We start from the raw sequence: 20,703 nt of genomic DNA on the forward strand, positions 1-20,703 counted from the left end.
GTCAGCATTCGCCCGGCAGTCAGTTCTTCGTTGTTATTTAACGCAGGACGGCCTGTCCTGAATTACTGCATAACGCCCTGCATCCGTGGCGTAAGCGCCCCGTAGTCGTTAATGGTCTGGTAAGTGATGTTGGCCCCGGCATCGGCCGGTATCTTCACGGAGGTTTTTCCCATCGGTGGGACAAGCGCATTGTCCAGCACGCGGGTGCCGGCATTTATATCCGTCACCGTCAGGTAATACGGGGTGGGATTGTTTACTGTCAGCTGGCCGTTGCTGCGGCTAAAGGTCAGCTTTTCTGCCGCTTTCTCCGGGGCCAGCGCCAGGTTATCCGGGCGGTAATAAAGTTTAATTCGGCTGATGATCGCCAGCTGGAGCGTGTTCTCATTCAGCTTTGATTTTTCCATGGATGGAATGGCTTTCACGTTCAGCCAGAACAGGCTCTCCCGATCCTTCGGCAGCTGATTATTGGTCGCATCTAAAATGCGTAACGTGGTTTCTTTTTTCCCTTTGATGGCAAACAGCGGCGGGGTAATCACGAACCGGCTGTCTTTATCGCCATTAGCGTTTTCTACCCACGACTGAATAAGGTAAGTACTTTTTTCATCGTTGCTGGTTACCGCCAGCTGAACCTGCTTTTGCCCTTCAGGATAAATAACGCGAGTCGCCCCTAACGCTACACCCGCCTCTGCAGGAGCCATAAAGCCGATTGTCGCAGCTATCATCATCGCCGCCAGTAAACCGCGACCTCTTAGTAAGCTTTTTGTCACGCTCGCACCTTTGTCCTTGTCGTTGTTGTTTGTGTCCACTACGCCCTCATTCTGGCTACAGGTAGGTCAAAGAAAACCAGGCCTGGGCATTAGCCAGCCCGCCGGTAACCTGATGCCCGGTGGCGCGATATTTGGCGATAAAATGGAGAGTGTTTGGCCCGGCGTATATCCGGGTCCAGGCCTTTGCAGGGGCATTCAATGGGATTTGGCGCTCCTCGGCATCAAAAAGGGCAACGCCCACGCCTTCAGCTATGCCCGGTCCCTCGCCCACCGAAAGTACCGCCGGATTTTTACCGTCGGCCACGCCCATAAACGCCACGCCAACGTGCCGGCTAACATTGGTATTACAGTCCTGAAGGTGGAGCGCGAAAGGCACCGGGTCGCTGTCTTCGCCTGGCGCGTGGAAGCGATTGCTGCTGATCCTGCCCATTTCGACCGTCATTTGGCGGTCGCCCGCTTCCACGCGGCAGGATTCGGCAACGATCGTGCCCTGGAAGCGCATATTGCCGCCCGGCAGCATCACATGCGTTCGGTTACCGGCCAGCGCCAGGGATGGCAGGAGAACGCTCAATAGAATCAGCTTGATTCCTCTCATCATTATCACCTTCAAATCCGTAGTAGATGACGGGCCGTCCCTGGCCCCGAGTGATTTCCCTGTATGACTGACTGATTACTCGTACTGAACTTTAAAGGTCGCGTCCGCGTTAGCGGTACCGGCCGTAGCCGCACCCAGCGCGATGTAACGGGCCTGCAGAGGAATAATATTGGTGCCATCGTTCAGCGTGGTTTTGGCGCTGAAGGTTGCCCCATCCAGTGCCAGCGGTGTGCTGGTGTTGTCGAGAATTTGAATCCCCACATTAGTCGCACTGCCCGCCGCAGGGCCCTGAATTGCCAGCGTGTCGGTCTTGCCGGTGACGGCAACGCCAGAGAACGCAACGGAGGCTTTGGTGGAAACAGTGGTATCGCAATCGTTCAGTTGGATGTTGAAACCTACTGCAGAACTGGTGCTACCTGCCGCAGCCAGTCGGGCAGAACGAACCTGGCCCAGTTGAACAGTCTGGTCCACCGACCCCGCATCAACGGCACAAGCTGCGTTAACAATTTCACCTTTGAAATGAACGGTGCCACCGTTAACCGTCACGGCATAAGCCGCACCCGAGCTCAAAGAGAGGGCTGACAGTGCAACGAGAGCCAGATTTTTGATTTTCATAATTTATTCCTTTAAACAATTTCACTAAAACGAATCAGAACCGGCAGTCGCTATGCCTTCCATAAGACCTATGTTTCAGCTTCACGAAACGATCGCCTATTCACATAAGCTCGCCCCTAAGAGAGCTACCCTCTCAATATTGGTGGGAGCCGGGGTGAAATATTAATAAAGTATCCCGAGTCGTCTTTGAAATTATATTTAACAAAACATCAATATCATCACATTGCATTGATTTTAAATGTTTTTTATATTTCATCCTATTAGGATTTTTCCCTAAATTTATTCTCAATAGCGCTTTTGAAATTAATTTCTATTGACATTCCACACGTTGTAAAGAAACTAGAGAAGAAACAGGAATGTTGACTAAAAATTCAAAAAAAAGACTACACATAAAAAACAACAGGGATAATTTCGCTTAAAATAATTATAAAACATTCATTGCATTGAATTTATCATTAATATTACAGACGAATAATCATCCAGAATTTATTAAAAGGAACTTAATATGCAGCGTTAATCTGGCATCAGCCGCAAATCTTAGTTTGCACATTTAAAAAGTAATACCTGACGCAAACATCTTTCATGCTGCGTAGGCCGGGCTTTCACATATCAAAAAAACCTCTGGCGAGGATATACCACGCAATAAAACCTATTGCATCGGGTATAGAAAATAATGACTAATGGACAATTGATATGAATATAACCTCACCGTTATTGCCTGTGCCACCTCAACATTCCCACGTTGAGTTTGTTTATCATATACTTTCTGCCTGTCATTTTTCCGCAACGGGTCTTTCTGAGTTGCTTCATGAAAAGGGAATGAATACAAAACTGATTAGCCCCGAGAAAAGCAGCCAACTTATTTCTAAAAATAATGAAAACGATGAATTTAACCATCTGATAGTTTTTATTCCTGAAGATCCCTTTCAGATGCTGATGACGCTGAAGAGCCTGATATCGCTATTACAAATGCATCACCATAAGATAAATGTCCTGATCATAAGTGGGCTATCGTCGTCCTGGCTGTTTAGTTATTTTAAAAATGTGATGCCGCGAAAATCGAATCTCAGTACCATCAGAGTAGTCAGCATTTTTACCAGCGTGGTTAAACTCAGAAATACGCTGCATAAAGACCTTAAAAACATTCCCACGCTTGTCTCGCTTGCCAGACAGGAAGAACGCAACGGCGGTTTGCGCCACGAAGGCCTCACTATCCATGAGGTCAATACGCTGCTGGAGCTTTTTAGCCCGTCCGGCCATGAAGATACCGCGGCAATAAAAAGCTTCAGTACTAAAACGCTCTATAACCTGCGTTCAAGTGGGTTAAAAAAGCTGGCGGCCATTCACCCGATGATGTCCAGACTGCTGCCGGGCCGGCATCGCAAAGCACAGCGCCAGTCGAAGCCCAGGGGATTAACGACCAGAATGCTCAGCAGCGAGGAGAGGAAAATTACCCATGCCCTGCAGCATGGCCTGATCTTCCCCGTTTTCCAGCCCATTGTAGACGGCGAGATGCAGATAGCGGGCTTTGAGATATTTTGCCGCTGGTACACTAACGGCAACGTATTGTTGCCGAGAGACTTTTTCCATGAGATCAGGACGCGAGAAACGTGGATCATGCTCACGGCCTACATCATCAGAGAAGCCGTGGTGAATATAAATAACTATGCGGGGAAATTGGAATTTTCGGTCAATATCCCACGGGTTCTCACCGAGAGTGCTGCTCTGTTTAAAATAGTTGAGACGGCCAAAGCTCAGCTGCTTGATCCGACCTGGATAAGCCGCCTGGTGCTGGATATTAACGAAAATGTGGATTTAAGCTACGAGTCTAAAACGGTCACGGTATTAAATCAGCTTGCCGGGCTGGGCATAAAGCTTGCGCTGGATGATTGCTTCGCTAAAAATAGCGTCACGTTTCCAGTCAGGCAGCTAAAATTTAATAGCTATAAGCTGGACCGCTATATCGTAGAAAACTTTACGAGCAATCTAGATGATAAACATCTCATTGATGGCTTAATCTATTATGCGAGCGTAACAGGCAGCCAGTGCGTGGCGGAAGGTGTCGACAACCCGCAAAAATTCCTCATGTTAAAGCAAATGGGCGTCAGTTTATTTCAAGGGTATTATATTTCGAAGCCGGTGCTCCGCGAGGAGTTAGATGCGTTAGTTTTTCGTGGACTTCAACAACCCCAGACATAAAATGTCATTCGATTTATAAAAATGATTCTATTATTCGCATTATTTGCGGACAGGAATAGAACATTCTGTCTCAGATCCCTTATTTTTTGGCAGACTGGGAATTAACAAACCCCTGCCGTATGCATATATTATGCATAAATAAGCAATGCGGAGTATTCATTCATTACGACAGAGCTATTCAAATTAACTACGCCCTGTCCCGAATGGATCTCGTGAGTGGCGCTTACCCTGAGAACCGGCGCTAAGATTTACAAGAATAATAGGTTTAGAAACCAGAGCTAAAAGTGCGATTAAAGCCCGTTTCAATGGGCTTTATCCTACTGAAAGGCCTACTTTTTGAGATACAGCGCTGAGTCAAAAAGTGTTTTTTGCTCCTTCAAGAAGGCATCCACAGATTCAACAGATTTGGCGTACAGATGCGTGCCAACCGGTAAATCAACCGTTTTCGTCCCAAGCACCAGGGTGAATACCGGCTGGTACTCGCGGCGGTACCTTACTGTAGTGGTAATTTTTAATTAGGCCGCCGCCGTCAGAGACTGGCTCTCTGCCGTCGTATTATCTTCTTTTTTGCTGCCCTTATTAACTAAATATGCCAGCTCGGTGAGCTGGTCTTTAAAGGCGACTTTATAATCATCCGCATTAGCCTGCGCCAAAAACTCCTGATTCGAGACGTTGTCACCAAAAATCAGTTCGCAGAGACGACTTTGTGCTCATCGTAGATGTTACCGAGTTTCACTGCATCGCCGGTGACGGAAATAATATTTTCACTCTTAAATAAAACCGGACCGGAAGTAATTAAGGATGAAACGTTAAGCGCAGCCCAACGATGGCGCTGCCAGCAAGAATTGACCTCATTATAAATTCCCTGAGGTATTTTTAATGCCGGGATTATAGAGCACCCGAGCCGTTATTTAATAACAATATAATCTTGTTGCTTAAGTCAACGGCACTCACTAAATTAACGGCATTCATGTTAGTTCCCCCTTTTACTACGAATATGGACTGTCGGTAATGAAACGCAAATACCTCGCCTTTGCTCTATTCCTTAGCCTGCCTGCCATAGCGGCTAAGCCTTCGCTCATTGTCTGCGAGCCACAAGATAAGAGCTCAACGACTTCCTCTGAGATTTGGCCCGCACCTTATCTGGATAACAGCCAGCTGTGTTTCAATATGCAGGCAGATAAAGGCAGCACTTGCGTGGGTAACGGCCAGACAACCCAGTGGATGACCGAAGCGGTGATCGTGGACATCGGCGGTGAACCGCAGGGCCGCGACGATACCTGGTTCCGGGTAGTGCAGCCGGTCGTCAATGACAAAGAGATCGCCTATAAAATCGAAGGTTCACGGGACCAAAAAACCTGGGGCCTGGTTTCCAATGTGGAAATCAACCGCCTTACAGGTGGCGCGGTTGACTGGTTTGTGGCCGAACACGGCGGCACCGCGTACCAATGCCACCTGGAAGGCCCGAAGATTTAATGTCTAGCTGAGGTATAGCGGTCGAATTAAACGCTATGCCTCTGGTTGTCTTATAGGCTGTGCAAACGCATTAATTTCTGTCGTTCGATAAGGTTGCCCATTTTGTCGTAATAGCGGCTAAGCCAGATCTCCGATGGCACCCTACCTGACGCCTCGACAATAATATGCTCGCCTTTAATCCCACAGTCAGACACAGCGCACACAAAGCTTTAAATAAGCGGTGGCAGATATTTATGCACTTTCTAACACTGTCTTACAGTCGTAAGACAGTGTGTATTCAGGGTGAGATGCTATGGATTCACCTTAGGCAACGAGATAGTCAGCTCAGCCTGCTTCGCCCTGGAAACACAGGGTGTCATACAGCTTTTTCGCTCGCTTTGGCTTAACACCGAATCCCGGTGATCGACTTCGCCGTCATAATCTACCCTGCACTTGCCGCAGACGCCGGTTTCACAGGCAGATTCCAGCTGAATGCCGTGATTTCTGAGCGCATGGAGCATAGTTTCCTGCGGCTCCACCTGAATTTTTTGCCCCGTTTCTCTGACTGTGACGACAAAAGCGCTCTCCCCGCTTTGCTCTTCGGCGGCGAAGTTTTCAAAATGGACATAGTCAGCATGCCAGTGGCTGGCACTCTCTCTCACTCGCTGCACAAAAGCGGGGCTTCCGCAGGTATAAACGTGCGTCCCTCTCGCGTGAGTGTCCAGCAGCTGGTTGATGTCCAGCGGGTTATCGAGCGAGTAAATCAGAACATGTTCTACATATTTTTCCAGCTGCGGCCTGAAGGCAAAGCTGCCCACATCACTCACGCAATAGTGAAGCTCAAAGGTTTCTTCCCGGGCCAGGGCTTCCTCTATCATCGGAATAAATGGCGTGATACCGATCCCGGCGGCAATAAAAATATGATGTTTATCCCGGGCCATGCTGAAACAGTTCGCGGGCTCAGAGACCGTTAAAATATCCCCTGGCCTGGCGGTTTGATGTAAATACTGAGAGCCGCCGCGGCTATTCGGGGCGTGATTGACCGCAATATGGTATTCGTTTTCAGCCCATGATTCACACAGGGAATAGGCTCTCGACAGGCCGTTGGGGAGCTGGAGAATAATATGCGCCCCCGCCGAATATTCAGGTAATGCCCCATCGTCAACGCGGCTCAGAATAAAACGCTTAATCCCTTTAAACTCATCCACAATGTTGATGATGCGCATTTCAAGCCCGCCGCTGCGGCCCGACAGCCTTCCCCCCCAATCCTCAACGTCATTATTGTCAAGGCGGCGCTGAAAGACGCTTTTGACTTCGTTTCCCAGCGGCTCCAGCTTCGCCAGCTGCCCGGTTACCGCCAGGTTGTCAGTTTCGGTATAGAGGTAGTGCAGTATTTGCGCGATGCTCCACTGCGGCCAGGCACGCACGATCACCTCGATGGGATCGCCGGCATGAATCGTCCCTTCTTTCAGGACGCGGTAAAACCAGCCTGTTTTACCGTTATCCTGCACAAATCGGGAGAGCGTAGGTTGTTTAAAGCGGTGATTAAGTTTAAAGCAGGGCTGCCTTGGCTGAGTGACCTGGAGGATTGCCGTCCCAGCCCGAACAATATCCCCGACGCATATATTGCTTTCATTCATTCCGCTGGTGACCAGATTTTCACCAAATCCGCCCGGAACAAACAACGAACCGGAACCCGGGAATCGGCTGGCCAGAGAAGCATAATGCGCAGAGTCATAGTGCAGAATTGCCCGCTCCTCCCCACCATGGAAGGTTTCGGCCTGTTGGTCGCCGCTAAAACCGGTCAGGGTGACCTGAACACTGTTCGTCGGGTGCTTATCAATCCCGGTCTTGACCGAGAATAACTCTTTGACTTCACCTTGCCGTAATTCATCAATAATTGTGCCAGGGTACACGGACATGCCTTTAATGTTGCCGGATTAATTCCCCCAGTGTACTGACTCAGGCGCCGTAAAAATTTAGAACAACTGACTAATAATTGCTAAAAACGGTCAAATGAAACCAGAGGGCTGTCGTCAAGCCTGGCCGATATAGCGCTTCGGAGACTTCCCCAGCGCCTTTTTGAACATGGTGATAAACGCGCTCACGGATTCATAGCCCAGCTGCTCTGAGACGGACTGCACGCTGCCCCCCGCCAGCAAACGCTGAAGCGACACAACAATATGCAGCTGCCGCCGCCACAGGCCAAATGTCAGCCCGGTTTCTTTCACCACCAGCCGGGTGAACGTTCTTTCACTCAGGGCAAGAAAAGCGGCCCATTCCCTGGCGGTTCTTCTGTCCGCGGGATCGGCCAGCAGCATGCTCGCCACTTGCCTGAGCCTGGCGTCTTTGGACAGCGGAAAGTTCAGCCGCTCGGCTGGCATTTGCGCCATCATGAAAAACAGCAGATTAACCAACTGACGCGTCTGCTCTTGCCCCGCCTCTGCCGGTGATATCCTGGCTAAATGAAGGATCACTTCCCGTATCAGGGGACTGACCGCGAGCGTGCAGCTTTTTTCCGGCATGGCGGCCCGCGACGTTTCAATAAACACAAAGCAGAACGTGGCTGAAGCAGCCGGGGTATTCCTGTGCGGCAGACCGGCGGGGATCCACATGGCTGACTCGCTGGGCACCATCCATATTTCATCCTCGACTTCGCAGGTCATTGACCCGGTCACCGGCATAACCAGCTGGCCGCGCCGGTGAGAATGCAGCGGCACGTCGAATGCTAAATCTGGTGCGGTGAGAAACAGGACATCGATCGGCGCCCCGGACGAGTCAGGGTCAAAATAATCCATATCATTCATATTTCAGGCGCCCATTAAATCCAGTTCGCAGAGATCTTACCCGTTGTTACCGGCGCACCTGGTACTCTGGTTATCATTTTTTTTCAATAAACTCGATGACGTTCCCTGCCCCCACCTTGAGCAACAGGGCCACACACACCGCAAACACCAAAGTAACGGGCTAAAGCCGTTGTAGACGGCTTTACGTTTATTTCGTGAGGTCAGGAAAGAGGTCGAGAGAGTGCGGGAATATTACAGGGAAAAACCGCCGTCACCCACTTGCGCTACGGCATACCATTTCATCAGCTCAGCCGCTCCCGGCTCGTTTTCAGCGGGTGCCCATGGGGCCATATCTTGTTCAGCTACGGGCTGGTACGCCCCCTGTTTTACCTCAAAAATAACCCCATCTTTATCCAGCGATAACACCGCATGCCAGGTCCCGGCATCCGTCTCCAGCACCTTGCAGTCTTCACCTAACACTGCGCGCTGGGTCACGTTGCCATTCTCATCAAAATGCAATACCAAAAAGCGCCCGCTAAGGGGTGTCAGCAGCTCAAACGTGTGCGGATGGCGGTGAGGCCGCACATAGGTACCCGGCTCCATAGCAATAGCCAGGCGCTGAACAGGATCGCTCAATTCAGGATGGAGATTACGATTGGCACGTAAGCGAGGGGAGTTTGCGGCCTGCTCGCTTTGTTTTTGTAGATCGCTGAACGTAATTTGTTTCATATTAACCTTTGTGAATGTAGGTCGCTCGCGGCACAGGGAGCCCGGATGCCGCAAGGTTGTATGCTATCTCAACGGACGATTAGCCACGGCATTCGCGGCACAAATCTCTGCCCGGATTATAGACGCTGGGGCTAAAGTCCTGTATGAACCGGTCACATGGGTTACAGAACTGACCGGTCACATGGGTTACACCTTTCTCTCAATCTAACCTCAGGATACGGTGATTGATTCTGTCGTAATGCGCCAGTATCAGTTCACCAAATCCTATTTCGTCGCATTGCTCATTCAACGGTTTCATCCAGACCCACTCATTTCGTAGCGCTTCACTCAGAAATATTCGGGTACTGTTGAACCATAAATCTCCTCTCTGCGCGACTCTCAACATTCTGGCATTATCCGGGACAGGCATTTCTGTTCGTGGCCCCGTAAACTGTCTTTCCGAAGGTTTCCAGACCGAGGCCGGCGTTTTACCCTGAAGCGCTTTATGCGGCCTTATCTCGTTGAATTCCTTTCGCCATCTGTCAAACCATTGTTGCTGTTCTTCCAGAGAAGAAAATGAGCAATGTTGGTTGAGCGCTTCCTTCATTGTCCGGTGCATTCTTTCGTGACGCCCGTTTTCAGTCGGTTTACCTGGCCGGATACGTTCAGGAATAATGCCACATTTTAATAACCAGACGGACATGACACTCAACCCCCACACCCCATGTCCGGCAAAGGGTGCACCGTTATCAGTCCGTAATAATTGGGGCATGCCGTTTTCAATAAAAATGCGCTCGAGGCAGGAAACGACAAAGGCATTATTAGGGGAATAGGTCGCCTCACTGGCGAGGATGATCCGGCTGCAGTTATCCGTCAGCGTGAGCGGGTAACACCATTTCCCGTTAGCATGTTTAAATTTCCCTTTAAAATCAGCACTCCAGACATCATTGGGCTCTTTGACCTCATACAGAACATGGGGCTGTGTCGGCTTGAATCGAACAGGGGGGCGTGCTTTTACCAATCCATGAGACTTGAATATCTGGCCGACAGTGCTTGCGGCAGGGACACCGGGAGTATCCAGATTGATCAGATATTGCCTGATTTTTTCTGGCCCCCACAGCATGTACTGCTTTTTAGTTTTCAGCAGCAACTGAACCATCGACTCAGGAATGGTGTTTTGATGATGGCGTGCCCTGGAACGGTCAGCCAGAGAGTTAACATCTTCGCCTGAAAAACGAGCTAACCACTTATAGCCCGTTTTACGGCTGATATTGAATCTGCGACAGGCATCGCTGACAGATAATCCGTCTACAAGGCATGCCATGACAAATTGCATTCGTTGCATGGTAACAGTCTCAAGCCAGGGCACGATAAACCTCCTCACTCAGTTTACCGTACCAGTTATAACCTGTTACCCATGTGCCCGGTTTAAAGTGTTACCTATGTGCCAGTTCATACAGTCCCATAGCCCCGGAACGGGTCTATTTACAATGCCGCCGGCGTTCCGGCCGAGGTTTGCTTCCGCATGGCGCTGGCTGTCAGTAAAACGCTTTTCATGGGCCATGATAATGAGGCGGGACCTTAACACTTCCTGCCTTATACCTTTTATCAACGAAACCATTTAATTATTAAATTGTTAATTATTGCCACCCAATAAATCAGGTTAATATTACGATTTTCCCTTTTCTACCACCGGACTCCATAATAGTATGGGCCTTAATAATTTCATCAATATGCATGACTTTCTCAACAACAGGAACAATTAATTTTTTTTCAACTGCACTTGCAATTTCTTTTAATCTTTCTGCCGACTGAGTATTGAAGACAAAGTGAACCTCTCCATTTACAGCCCAACCTCCTAATAAATTTTGAGGAATAGATTGATCAACAATAGAGACGATTCTTCCTTTATTCGAAAGCAACCCTAAGCTATTTTGAATTGTATTCCCGCCTACCGTGTCGAGTATAATATCGAATCCATCAAGATGATCTTCAGCTATTTTACAATACAAGTCACAATCTTTGTAATTGTAACAACTCTGTGCTCCCAGGGAACGGACAAACTCGAAATTACCAGGAGAACAAGTTGTCACGACATGAGCGCCAAAAAGTTTCGCGATTTGAAGGGCATAGACGCCAACACCTCCAGAACCTCCATGAATCAACACCTTATTTCCTTTTACTAATCGTCCTCGTTCCACCAAACATTCCCAGGCAGTTCCTGCGGCTAACGGCAGTGCAGCGGCATCCTGGTGAGATAAGTTTTTAGGTTTAAGTGCAACAATAGATGATTTTTCAACATGGTGTGTAGCGTAGCTTCCCTCGTTGGCAAGAAGCCTTGGTACATAATAAACTTCATCACCAATTTTAAAATTGGTCACATCTGAACCGACCTTCTCTACGACACCAGATATATCCACACCTAAACAAGCTGGAAGGTTAATATCAGCAGAATAATCACCGCGCCTTGTTTGAATATCTACAGGATTAACGGACGTAGCGACTACTTTTATCAGAAGTTCGTCAGCACTAACTTCTGGTGTCGGTAGTGTTACATACTCCATATTTTTTGCCGGGCCAAATTCTCTAATGATAATTGCTTGCATCTTTTCCCCTTTTTTATTAACGCGAAAAGGTGCATCATACATAACAGATTTTAAGTTTGTAAGAACGCAGTTTTATGATACCAAGTATTATAAAGTATACCTTGAGGAATAAATAGTGGACTACAATGCACCGTATGGATGTTCAGTGACAACGACTTTGAAAGTTATCGGCGGCCGTTGGAAGCCCGTGATCCTGTTCCATTTAATGGAAAACGGAGTATGTCGTTTTAATGAACTGAGAAGAATGATTGATGGTATCACACAGAGAATGTTAACTTCACAGTTGAAGGAACTTGTCGAAGATGGAATTATTATCAGAGTTGTTATAGAAAGTTCACCACCTCACGTTGAGTATTCATTAACAAAATATGGCAGTACTTTGGAGAATATTTTAAAAGAAATGCGTGACTGGGGTGCACAACATGCTGAAATACTTAATAATTATCATTCATCCGGTCTTTAAAATGAAAACACATTCATAAGAATGTGTTTAATTACAGCATCAATTTTCGCAGTGAGTTTTGATATTATAAAAATTACTACCTGGCCATTTAAATTGACATCGTAGCAGAATATCTATCTTACAGCCCCAGAAATCATATTTAGTCCTGAACTATTTTGACTTATTATATCAATGCAATGATTTTTCGAAAAATAGCTGAGCTGCATCATTTTTACATGATAAATCGTAATACGCTCAGATTATCGCTTTTATTTCATCAATAATATTTAAAACGCTTGTATAGCGGTCAGTGAAAATGGTTTGCTGCCCCTTACACAGGAAGAGTACCGGCTGATAGCTCAAAACCCGAAAGTTTCAAAAATGTGTGGTGCAAAAAGGGGAGTACTTACATATAGGCTTGAGAAGAATTTGAAATGGTGCCGATAATAGGAGTCGAACCTACGACCTTCGCATTACGAATGCGCTGCTCTACCAACTGAGCTATATCGGCTTTCCGGACGCGCCACTAGCGTGGCTGCGGTGTAAAAGGTTAAGGAAGATTGGGTGATGCGTCAACCACTTATCAAACTAACTGCTGGTTTTTGCATCACCCTGTCTTCAATTACGCACGAATAGTGTCGTCGCCAAAACCGATCCACTTATAGGTGGTTAAGGCTTCAAGCCCCATCGGGCCGCGGGCGTGCAGCTTCTGGGTACTGACCGCCACCTCCGCACCGAGGCCGAACTGGCCGCCGTCGGTGAAGCGGGTTGAGGCGTTGACGTACACGGCAGAGGAATCCACTTCGTTAATAAAGCGATTCGCGTTGCGCAGCGTGCGGGTCAGGATAGCGTCCGAATGCTGGGTACCGTGCTCGCGAATATGGGCGATGGCATCATCGAGATCCGCCACCACTTTCACATTCAGGTGCAGCGACAGCCATTCGTCGTTGTAATCCGCCTCTTTCACCGCTTCCACCGCCGCCGGGCCGGTTTGCAGCACAGGCAGCGATTTCTCGTCAGCATGCAGCGTTACGCCGGACTCCGCCATCTGCTTGCTCAGCGCAGGCAGGAAGCGGTCGGCAATTGCCTGGTGCACCAGCAGCGTTTCCACCGTGTTGCAGGTGCTCGGGCGCTGGGTTTTGGCGTTCACGATGATTTTCAGCGCCGGTTCAATCTCGGCGGTGTCGTCCACTACGATGTGGCACACGCCGATGCCGCCGGTAATCACTGGGATCGTCGACTGTTCACGGCAGAGTTTATGCAGGCCCGCGCCACCGCGAGGGATCAGCATGTCGATGTAGCGGTCGAGGCGCAGCATTTCGGTGACCAACGCGCGGTCCGGGTTTTCAATCGCCTGAACCGCCGCTTTCGGCAGGCCGCACTCTTCCAGCGCCTGCTGGATCACCGCCACCGTGGCGTTGTTGGTGCGCCAGGTTTCTTTCCCGCCGCGCAGAATGGCGGCGTTGCCGGTTTTCAGGCACAGGGAGGCGACGTCCACGGTCACGTTCGGGCGAGCTTCATAGATTACGCCCACCACGCCGAGCGGTACGCGGCGGCGCTCGATGCGCAGCCCGCTGTCCAGCAGCCCGCCGTCGATCACCTGCCCTACCGGGTCAGCGAGGCTGCATACCTGCCGCACATCGTCGGCGATGCCTTTCAGGCGAGCCGGGGTGAGCTGCAGGCGGTCGAGCATGGCTTCGCTGAGGCCGTTTTTACGCGCCTCGTCTACATCCTGCTGGTTGGCGGTCAGGATCTGCTCCGAACGCGCTTCAAGGTAGTCGGCAATTTTTTCCAGCACGCGGTTCTTTTCGTGGCCGGAGAGCAGTGCCAGCTGGTAAGAGGCCTCTTTTGCCGCTTTGCCCATTTGTTCAAGCATTAGTCTGCTCCTTAATTAACAATCATGTCGTCGCGATGCACGGCCACCGGGCCGTATTCATAGCCGAGGATGTCGTCGATTTGCTGGGAGTGATGCCCGGCAATGCGGCGCAGCGCGTCGCTGTTGTAGCGGCAAACACCGTGGGCGATGTCGCGCCCTTCCAGGCTGCGAATGCGGATCACCTCGCCACGGGAGAAGTTGCCGCTCACGCTTTTGATGCCTTTAGGCAGCAATGAACTACCGCGCTCCAGAATAGCGGACAGCGCGCCGTCATCCACGGTGATTTCGCCGGCAGGCGGAGCGCCAAAGATCCAGCGTTTGCGGTTCTCCAGCGGCGACTGCTGCGCGTGGAAGCGTGTCCCCACAGGGTTGCCGGCCATGACGTCGCCGATAACGCCCGGCTTGCTGCCTGCGGCGATGATGACGTCGATACCCGCGCGGCAGGCGACGTCGGCCGCCTGGAGCTTGGTGCCCATGCCGCCCGTGCCGAGGCCGGAAACGCTGTCGCCCGCAATGGCGCGCAGCGCATCGTCGATGCCGTGCACTTCTTTAATCAGTTCCGCTGCCGGGTTGTTACGCGGGTCGGCGGTGTATAGGCCCTGCTGGTCGGTGAGCAGCAGCAGCTTGTCGGCCCCGGCCAGAATCGCGGCCAGCGCGGAAAGGTTGTCGTTGTCGCCGACTTTGATCTCAGCCGTCGCCACGGCGTCGTTTTCATTAATGACCGGCACGATGTTGTTATCTAACAGCGCTCTGAGCGTGTCGCGGGCATTAAGGAAGCGTTCGCGATCTTCCATATCGGCGCGGGTCAGCAGCATCTGCCCGACGTGAATGCCGTAAATAGAGAACAGCTGTTCCCAGAGCTGAATCAGGCGACTTTGCCCTACCGCGGCCAGCAGCTGCTTGGACGCGATGGTGGCGGGGAGTTCGGGGTAGCCGAGGTGTTCACGCCCGGCGGCAATCGCCCCGGAAGTCACAATCACAATACGATGCCCCGCCGCGTGCAGCTGGGCACACTGGCGAACCAGTTCAACAATATGGGCGCGGTTCAGGCGGCGGGAGCCACCGGTTAATACGCTGGTGCCTAGTTTTACGACCAGCGTCTGGCTGTCACTCATGATTCTCTGCCGTTTCTACAAATAAGGGGAAATTAAAAAGCCAGATGACGTTGTAACAGGAGTCGCGCGGCTTGCCAACAGGCGGCGTGGGAAAAGGGCTAATAAGCCAGAAAGGATCGCTGAGGATAGCGGATATATTTTACATTTTTATGACATATAAACTTTATTACGTTTATTTAATCTTTCTCCTAAATTGTCATAAATCTTTAATCTGAGAACGATAAAACCCTTCCTGTTTTTAGCAGGAGCCCGACTCCTGGATCAATTTTGCAAGCGTTCATCATTCTTGGGATAACAAATGAAAAAGAGCACACTGGCATTAGTGGTAATGGGTATCGTGGCTGCTTCTGCTTCTCAGGCAGCCGAAGTTTATAACAAAAACGGCAACAAGGTTGACATCTATGGCCGCGTTAAAGCTGAACACTACTTCAGCGACAACACCGGTTCCGATGGCGACCAGACTTACGCTCGCCTGGGCTTTAAAGGTGAAACTCAGATTAACAGCCAGCTGACCGGTTACGGCCAGTGGGAATACCAGATTGCGGGTAACAAAGCAGAGAACGACTCTACCGGCACCAAAACTCGTCTGGCGTTCGCGGGCCTGAAAGCCGGTGACTACGGCTCATTCGATTACGGTCGTAACTACGGCGTGCTGTACAACATCGCCTCTTACACCGATATGATGCCAGAGTTCGGCGATGACTCTTTCGTCAGAACCGACACCTTCATGACCGGCCGTGCGACCGGCGTGGCGACTTACCGCAACAACAACTTCTTCGGTCTGGTTGACGGCCTGAAGCTGGCTCTGCAATACCAGGGCAAAAACGGGGCTGACAGCGCGAACACCCGTTCCGATACTTCTCGCCAGAACGGCGACGGCTTCGGTACCAGCCTGTCCTACGACATCGCTGACACCGGCCTGAGCGTGGGCGCAGCATACGCCAACTCTAACCGTACCAACGCGCAGAAAGCCTCCGTTTACGGTAAAGGCGATAAAGCTGAAGCCTGGACCACCGGCATCAAGTACGACAAAAACAACGTGTACCTGGCAACTATCTACGCTGAAACCCGTAACATGAACCCAATCAGCGTTCCGGGTTCCCTGGCGGGCACCAGCAGCAGCGTGTCTGGTTTTGCTAACAAAAACCAGGCGTTCGAAGCCATCGCTCAGTACCAGTTCGACTTCGGTCTGCGTCCATCCCTGGGCTACGTGCAGTCTAAAGCGAAAGACATCGAAGGCATTGGTGATGCGGATCTGGTGAAATACATCGACGTGGCCGCCACCTATTACTTCAACAAAAACATGTCTGCGTTTGTTGATTACAAAATCAACCAGCTGAGCGACAACAACAAGCTGAAGCTGAACAACGACGACGTTGTTGCGGTAGGTATGGTGTACCAGTTCTAATTCGCGATACTGCGGATAAAAAAATCCCCGTCAGCTTGACGGGGATTTTTTATTTTCAGGCGGAGAGTTTAAGCGACTTTTCCGCAAAGTTCTCGGCAGGCACCAGCCCAAGCTCAAGGGTGGCGAGTAAATCTTTCAGGCGTCCGTGGAAACCGCGCAGCGTCTGCTCCAGTTTTTCATCCACTTCTTTATCTTTTGCCGGGGTCGCCGTCCATTTTCCGTCTTTATCAAACAGGCCGAACTGCCAGGTGTAGGTAAACTGCTTTTCCTGGGCTTCCAGCACCATCCACCATCCCCAAAATTCGCGTTTCTCCGGCGCGGGCTTTACGTTAACGCACACCGCCAGGCAATCGAAGAAGAAACGGTTGTCTTCACACTGCTCTTCCCGGATATACGGGCCAAGCGAGGCGAACTTTCTGATCAGTCTACTTTTCGGGTGTCCACTCGGTAACGTCATTACGATCTCCTGTTGTGAAGCAACTGTTTTAGCAAACCGCCGTAATTTAGCAAATATTTAACGTAATCTTTGTTTCATCCAGCCGGTAACTTCCTGCAGCGCTTTGTCAAAATTTTGATACACCGGCTTAAACGGGATCTGGAGTAATTTGCCGTCGGCAGATGACGAAGTGATTAAACGGGATTCTTCTTCCGGGCTGAACGGATCGTTCTCCCAAAAGCCGGATAGCATCGGCGTTGGGCAGCGGCGACCCAGCAGCCCCTGCGTTTTCAGGGAGTAGCGGTTCAGCTCCACGCTCAGCGCGCTGTCGGAGATGCTGGTCATGCCCAGGCGGCTCGCAAGCACGTCAATGTACATTTCCGGCACGTTGGCCTGGCGCTGCGGGTCGCTCAGCAGGGCGTGAACCACCGGCCCAAGGCAGGCAACGGCTTTCAGGCGCGGCGCTTCGAGGTAGGCCAGGCGCACGGCAACGTTGGCGCCAAAGCGGAAGCCAAATGCTGCGACGCGCGTGTGGTCAACCCAAGGAATGTTGGGCAATGCTTTGAGCACGTGCTGGTGCAGCACGCTGGAATCCTGGGTCAGTTTCCACTTAGAGGAAAAACCGACTGACGGCATGTCGATGGTCAACATCGCGATGCCCTGTGGGGCAAAATATTTCTCAAACAGGCTGTAATAATCGCTCTGTAGGGCATCGAGGCCGCCGCACATCAGCACGGTCGGGAATGGCCCTTCTGCCCCTTTAGGCATGTGCAGGAAGCCGCTGATGGTGCCGCCACCGGTCATCGGGAATTCAAGCTCGCGCAGCCCGCCGGACAACCGGGGAGCCGCCTCTTCGTAAGCCCGATTAGCCAACACCTGGGCCTGCTCCGCCAACGCGTCCCCTTTCAGGTGCGGGTACGCCGCAATGCTGTAGAGGTTAGCCGCCTGCAGCCAGCATTTGCCGATTTTCTCTTCGTCCGTTTCCTGGCCGGCACGCTGCTGCCAGAGCATCGCCTGCTTCGACCATTCGTAGATCCAGTTCCCCCCGCGATAGCCCATCACGGTATCAAACAGGTCGTCGTTGGTACGTTCAGCCTCGGTGCAGGCAATCCGGGCCTGGACTTCGAGGATTTCACGCGGATCGACCCCGCGCCAGATCCACATCAGGCGGTTGATCATGCGGTACCAGTGGGGCACGTTTTTGCCGTCCAGCGCGGACTGGATCGCGGGCGTGGCGGTATGCCGTGCGCGACGAACAAGCGTGGACGTTTCCGGGTGTTTGAATCTTGGCTTAAAGAGGGTTTCGCTGAGGTTGGCCTGCGACATCGTTTCACTGCCTCCATGAATACGAGAAACGTCGCTATTGTAGCCTGATACGGTCCAAATAACACAAACGCCCGGCTATGCCGGGCGCCAAATAAATGACAAAGCTCAAATCATGGAGGGATTAACGGCCAGCCAACGGCGGCACAAACACCACGCCCATATCCCACGGCTGCTCAATCCAGGTGTCCTGCGGGATATCAATCACGTAATCGTCCACCAGCGGCTGACCGGCTGGTTTAGCGAAGATAGTGACGAAGTGAGCTTTCGGATACATTTCGCGAATGGCTACCGCGGTACCGCCGGTGTCGACCAGGTCATCGATCACGATAAAACCTTCGCCGTCGCCTTCCGCACGCTTCAGCACGGTCAGCTCACGCTGGTTGTCGTGGTCGTAGCTGGAGATACAAACGGTATCAACATGGCGAATACCCAGTTCACGAGCCAGCAGCGCGCCCGGCACCAGGCCACCACGGCTAACGGCAATAATGCCTTTCCACTGTTCGGCTGGCAGCAGACGCTGAGCCAGTTTGCGGGCGTGAATCTGCAACATGTCCCAGGTGACGACGTATTTTTCGCTCATGTGAAGTGTCCCGGCCTGTAAATAACGGCTTAAAAAGTATTCGAAGGAGTTTTGGTTGCGCGAGATTATAGAGATCTGGCGCACTAAAAACCAGTGCCGCAGGCCACTGGCAGCGGATTTTGCTCGTATTCAGCCTTCACGCAACAAAAGAAAGTGGTATTCTCAGAACATCGCGCAAGCCGTGCTTGTGGTGTATCTGAACCCGGCTAAAAACGTAACCGGTCAGCCAAAAAAACGACTCCAGGGAGACTCAACGTGTCTGAATTGTCTCAATTATCGCCACAGCCGCTGTGGGATATTTTTGCCAAAATCTGTTCTATTCCGCATCCGTCCTATCATGAAGAAGCGCTGGCGGAACACATCCTGTCCTGGGCAAAAGAAAAAGGCCTGCACGTCGAACGTGACCAGGTGGGGAATATCCTGATTCGCAAGCCTGCTACGCCGGGCATGGAAAACCGCAAACCTGTGGCGCTTCAGGCGCACCTCGACATGGTGCCGCAAAAAAACAGCGACACCGTTCACGACTTCGCTAAAGATCCTATCCAGCCGTACATCGACGGCGAGTGGGTAAAAGCGCGCGGCACCACGCTGGGCGCAGACAACGGCATCGGTATGGCGTCCGCGCTGGCGGTGCTGGCTGACGACAGCGTGGCGCACGGCCCGCTGGAAGTGCTGCTGACCATGACCGAAGAAGCCGGGATGGACGGCGCATTTGGCCTGCAGGCGGGCTGGATGCAGGCAGATATCCTGATCAACACCGACTCCGAAACGGAAGGTGAGATCTACATGGGCTGCGCGGGCGGGATCGACTTTATCACTACGCTGCCGCTGCAGCGTGAAGCCGTTCCGGCTGGGTTTGACACCTTCAAGCTGACCATCAAAGGGCTGAAAGGCGGCCACTCCGGCGCAGATATTCATCTGGGCCTGGGGAACGCCAACAAGCTGCTTGCTCGCTTCCTGCTGGCTCATGCCGCGGAACTGGACGCACGTCTGCTCGACCTGAACGGCGGCACCCTGCGTAACGCCATTCCGCGCGAAGCCTTCGCCACGCTGGCCGTGCCTGCGGCGAAAGCGGCCGAGCTGAAGTCTGCGGCTAACGCTTACCTGGCCGTTCTGAAAAATGAACTGTCTGCGGTCGAGAAGAACATTACCGTGCTGGTGGAAGCCACAACGTCTGACAAACAGGCGCTGACCGCTAAAACTCGCGATACCTTCCTGCATCTGCTGAACGCAACGCCAAACGGCGTGATTCGTAACTCAGACGAAGTGAAAGGCGTGGTTGAGACTTCCCTGAACGCGGGCGTCGTGACCATGAGCGACGACAGTGCAGAAATTATCTGCCTGATTCGTTCCCTGATCGATTCCGGTAAAGACTACGTGGTTAGCGTGCTGGAGTCCCTGGGTGAATTGGCCGGGGCGAAAACCGTGGCGAAAGGCAGCTATCCTGGCTGGCAGCCGGACGCTAAGTCTCCGGTGATGGCCCTGGTACGCGAGACTTACCAGAAGCTGTTCAACCAGACGCCGAACATCATGGTTATCCACGCGGGCCTGGAATGTGGTCTGTTCAAAAAGCCGTATCCGGAGATGGATATGGTTTCCATCGGGCCAACCATTACCGGCCCACATTCCCCGGACGAGCAGGTACATATTGAGAGCGTTGGCCAGTACTGGAAGCTGCTGACCGAGCTGCTGAAGGCGATTCCGGCGAAGTAGGTTTTACCCTCACCCTAACCCTCTCCCTAGAAGGGAGAGGGGATTTTCTTCGTCTGCCTCACTTTCAGCGAAAACG

General features: G+C 51.5%; 19 protein-coding genes and 1 tRNA gene. 5 read left to right on the top strand and 15 right to left on the bottom strand.

Going from position 1 to position 20,703, the window contains the following annotated elements; genetic code table 11:
* Nucleotides 1-62 precede the first annotated feature (62 nt).
* The 3 genes from ACREYP_RS17915 to fimA all read right to left on the bottom strand — a co-directional run bounded on the left by ACREYP_RS17915 (nucleotide 63) and on the right by fimA (nucleotide 1,977).
* Complete coding sequence (locus ACREYP_RS17915) at nucleotides 63-725, bottom strand: fimbria/pilus periplasmic chaperone (protein WP_498881408.1); 663 nt, start codon at nucleotides 723-725, stop codon at nucleotides 63-65.
* A 97-nt stretch (nucleotides 726-822) separates the two neighbouring features.
* The gene (fimI, locus tag ACREYP_RS17920) at nucleotides 823-1,362 is read right to left on the bottom strand and encodes a type 1 fimbrial minor subunit FimI (RefSeq protein WP_008454322.1); all 540 of its coding nucleotides are present in this window, start codon (nucleotides 1,360-1,362) and stop codon (nucleotides 823-825) included.
* Between the two features lie 75 nt (nucleotides 1,363-1,437).
* On the bottom strand, nucleotides 1,438-1,977 hold the full coding sequence (gene fimA, locus ACREYP_RS17925) for a type 1 fimbrial major subunit FimA (RefSeq protein WP_008454320.1): 540 nt from the start codon (nucleotides 1,975-1,977) through the stop codon (nucleotides 1,438-1,440).
* A gap of 693 nt (nucleotides 1,978-2,670) precedes the next feature.
* On the opposite strand from fimA, the gene ACREYP_RS17930 reads away from it, so the two are divergent.
* The gene (locus tag ACREYP_RS17930) at nucleotides 2,671-4,176 is read left to right on the top strand and encodes an EAL domain-containing protein (RefSeq protein WP_083845835.1); all 1,506 of its coding nucleotides are present in this window, start codon (nucleotides 2,671-2,673) and stop codon (nucleotides 4,174-4,176) included.
* A gap of 515 nt (nucleotides 4,177-4,691) precedes the next feature.
* On the opposite strand, the gene ACREYP_RS17935 is transcribed toward ACREYP_RS17930, so the two are convergent.
* On the bottom strand, nucleotides 4,692-4,829 hold the full coding sequence (locus ACREYP_RS17935) for a hypothetical protein (protein ID WP_157141367.1): 138 nt from the start codon (nucleotides 4,827-4,829) through the stop codon (nucleotides 4,692-4,694).
* A 358-nt stretch (nucleotides 4,830-5,187) separates the two neighbouring features.
* Between ACREYP_RS17935 and ACREYP_RS17940 the strand changes: the two genes are divergently transcribed.
* Nucleotides 5,188-5,652 carry a hypothetical protein gene (locus ACREYP_RS17940; RefSeq protein ID WP_008454316.1) on the top strand — a complete coding sequence of 155 codons (465 nt, stop codon included), beginning with the start codon at nucleotides 5,188-5,190 and terminating at the stop codon, nucleotides 5,650-5,652.
* Between the two features lie 290 nt (nucleotides 5,653-5,942).
* Here ACREYP_RS17940 and ACREYP_RS17945 read toward each other — a convergent pair whose 3' ends face one another.
* The 5 genes from ACREYP_RS17945 to ACREYP_RS17965 all read right to left on the bottom strand — a co-directional run bounded on the left by ACREYP_RS17945 (nucleotide 5,943) and on the right by ACREYP_RS17965 (nucleotide 11,731).
* Nucleotides 5,943-7,553: an MOSC domain-containing protein gene (locus ACREYP_RS17945; RefSeq protein ID WP_336818470.1), complete on the bottom strand. Its 1,611-nt coding sequence runs from the start codon at nucleotides 7,551-7,553 to the stop codon at nucleotides 5,943-5,945.
* A gap of 114 nt (nucleotides 7,554-7,667) precedes the next feature.
* Nucleotides 7,668-8,429 carry an AraC family transcriptional regulator gene (locus ACREYP_RS17950; RefSeq protein ID WP_336818469.1) on the bottom strand — a complete coding sequence of 254 codons (762 nt, stop codon included), beginning with the start codon at nucleotides 8,427-8,429 and terminating at the stop codon, nucleotides 7,668-7,670.
* 240 nt (nucleotides 8,430-8,669) lie between these two features.
* On the bottom strand, nucleotides 8,670-9,146 hold the full coding sequence (locus tag ACREYP_RS17955) for a WbuC family cupin fold metalloprotein (protein ID WP_336818468.1): 477 nt from the start codon (nucleotides 9,144-9,146) through the stop codon (nucleotides 8,670-8,672).
* 199 nt (nucleotides 9,147-9,345) lie between these two features.
* Nucleotides 9,346-10,494: an integrase core domain-containing protein gene (locus tag ACREYP_RS17960; protein ID WP_498881015.1), complete on the bottom strand. Its 1,149-nt coding sequence runs from the start codon at nucleotides 10,492-10,494 to the stop codon at nucleotides 9,346-9,348.
* 289 nt (nucleotides 10,495-10,783) lie between these two features.
* On the bottom strand, nucleotides 10,784-11,731 hold the full coding sequence (locus ACREYP_RS17965; protein WP_008457361.1) for an NADP-dependent oxidoreductase: 948 nt from the start codon (nucleotides 11,729-11,731) through the stop codon (nucleotides 10,784-10,786).
* A gap of 115 nt (nucleotides 11,732-11,846) precedes the next feature.
* Between ACREYP_RS17965 and ACREYP_RS17970 the strand changes: the two genes are divergently transcribed.
* Nucleotides 11,847-12,194: a winged helix-turn-helix transcriptional regulator gene (locus tag ACREYP_RS17970; RefSeq protein WP_166994280.1), complete on the top strand. Its 348-nt coding sequence runs from the start codon at nucleotides 11,847-11,849 to the stop codon at nucleotides 12,192-12,194.
* Nucleotides 12,195-12,608: 414 nt separating this feature from the next.
* Here ACREYP_RS17970 and ACREYP_RS17975 read toward each other — a convergent pair.
* From ACREYP_RS17975 to proB, 3 genes are all read right to left on the bottom strand, one after another.
* Nucleotides 12,609-12,684: transfer RNA gene (locus tag ACREYP_RS17975), tRNA-Thr, on the bottom strand.
* A 111-nt stretch (nucleotides 12,685-12,795) separates the two neighbouring features.
* Nucleotides 12,796-14,049, bottom strand: a complete 1,254-nt coding sequence (gene proA, locus ACREYP_RS17980) for a glutamate-5-semialdehyde dehydrogenase (RefSeq protein ID WP_336818467.1) — start codon at nucleotides 14,047-14,049, stop codon at nucleotides 12,796-12,798.
* Nucleotides 14,050-14,060: 11 nt separating this feature from the next.
* Complete coding sequence (gene proB, locus ACREYP_RS17985; protein ID WP_008457354.1) at nucleotides 14,061-15,164, bottom strand: glutamate 5-kinase; 1,104 nt, start codon at nucleotides 15,162-15,164, stop codon at nucleotides 14,061-14,063.
* Nucleotides 15,165-15,462: 298 nt separating this feature from the next.
* On the opposite strand from proB, the gene ompC reads away from it, so the two are divergent.
* Nucleotides 15,463-16,572 (top strand): porin OmpC, encoded by a 1,110-nt coding sequence (ompC, locus tag ACREYP_RS17990; protein ID WP_008457352.1) that lies wholly within the window; start codon nucleotides 15,463-15,465, stop codon nucleotides 16,570-16,572.
* A 55-nt stretch (nucleotides 16,573-16,627) separates the two neighbouring features.
* Here ompC and crl read toward each other — a convergent pair whose 3' ends face one another.
* From crl to gpt, 3 genes are all read right to left on the bottom strand, one after another.
* On the bottom strand, nucleotides 16,628-17,029 hold the full coding sequence (gene crl / locus ACREYP_RS17995; RefSeq protein ID WP_008457351.1) for a sigma factor-binding protein Crl: 402 nt from the start codon (nucleotides 17,027-17,029) through the stop codon (nucleotides 16,628-16,630).
* A gap of 57 nt (nucleotides 17,030-17,086) precedes the next feature.
* Nucleotides 17,087-18,334 (bottom strand): esterase FrsA, encoded by a 1,248-nt coding sequence (gene frsA / locus ACREYP_RS18000; protein WP_008457350.1) that lies wholly within the window; start codon nucleotides 18,332-18,334, stop codon nucleotides 17,087-17,089.
* A gap of 121 nt (nucleotides 18,335-18,455) precedes the next feature.
* The gene (gene gpt, locus ACREYP_RS18005; protein WP_008457349.1) at nucleotides 18,456-18,914 is read right to left on the bottom strand and encodes a xanthine phosphoribosyltransferase; all 459 of its coding nucleotides are present in this window, start codon (nucleotides 18,912-18,914) and stop codon (nucleotides 18,456-18,458) included.
* Between the two features lie 255 nt (nucleotides 18,915-19,169).
* Here gpt and pepD point away from each other — a divergent pair, with 255 nt between their 5' ends.
* Nucleotides 19,170-20,627, top strand: a complete 1,458-nt coding sequence (pepD, locus tag ACREYP_RS18010; RefSeq protein WP_498881016.1) for a zinc-binding metallopeptidase family protein — start codon at nucleotides 19,170-19,172, stop codon at nucleotides 20,625-20,627.
* Nucleotides 20,628-20,703: the final 76 nt, after the last annotated feature.

It is taken from the genome of Enterobacter sp. TMH.L2, assembly GCF_050847315.1.
GTDB lineage: Bacteria > Pseudomonadota > Gammaproteobacteria > Enterobacterales > Enterobacteriaceae > Cedecea.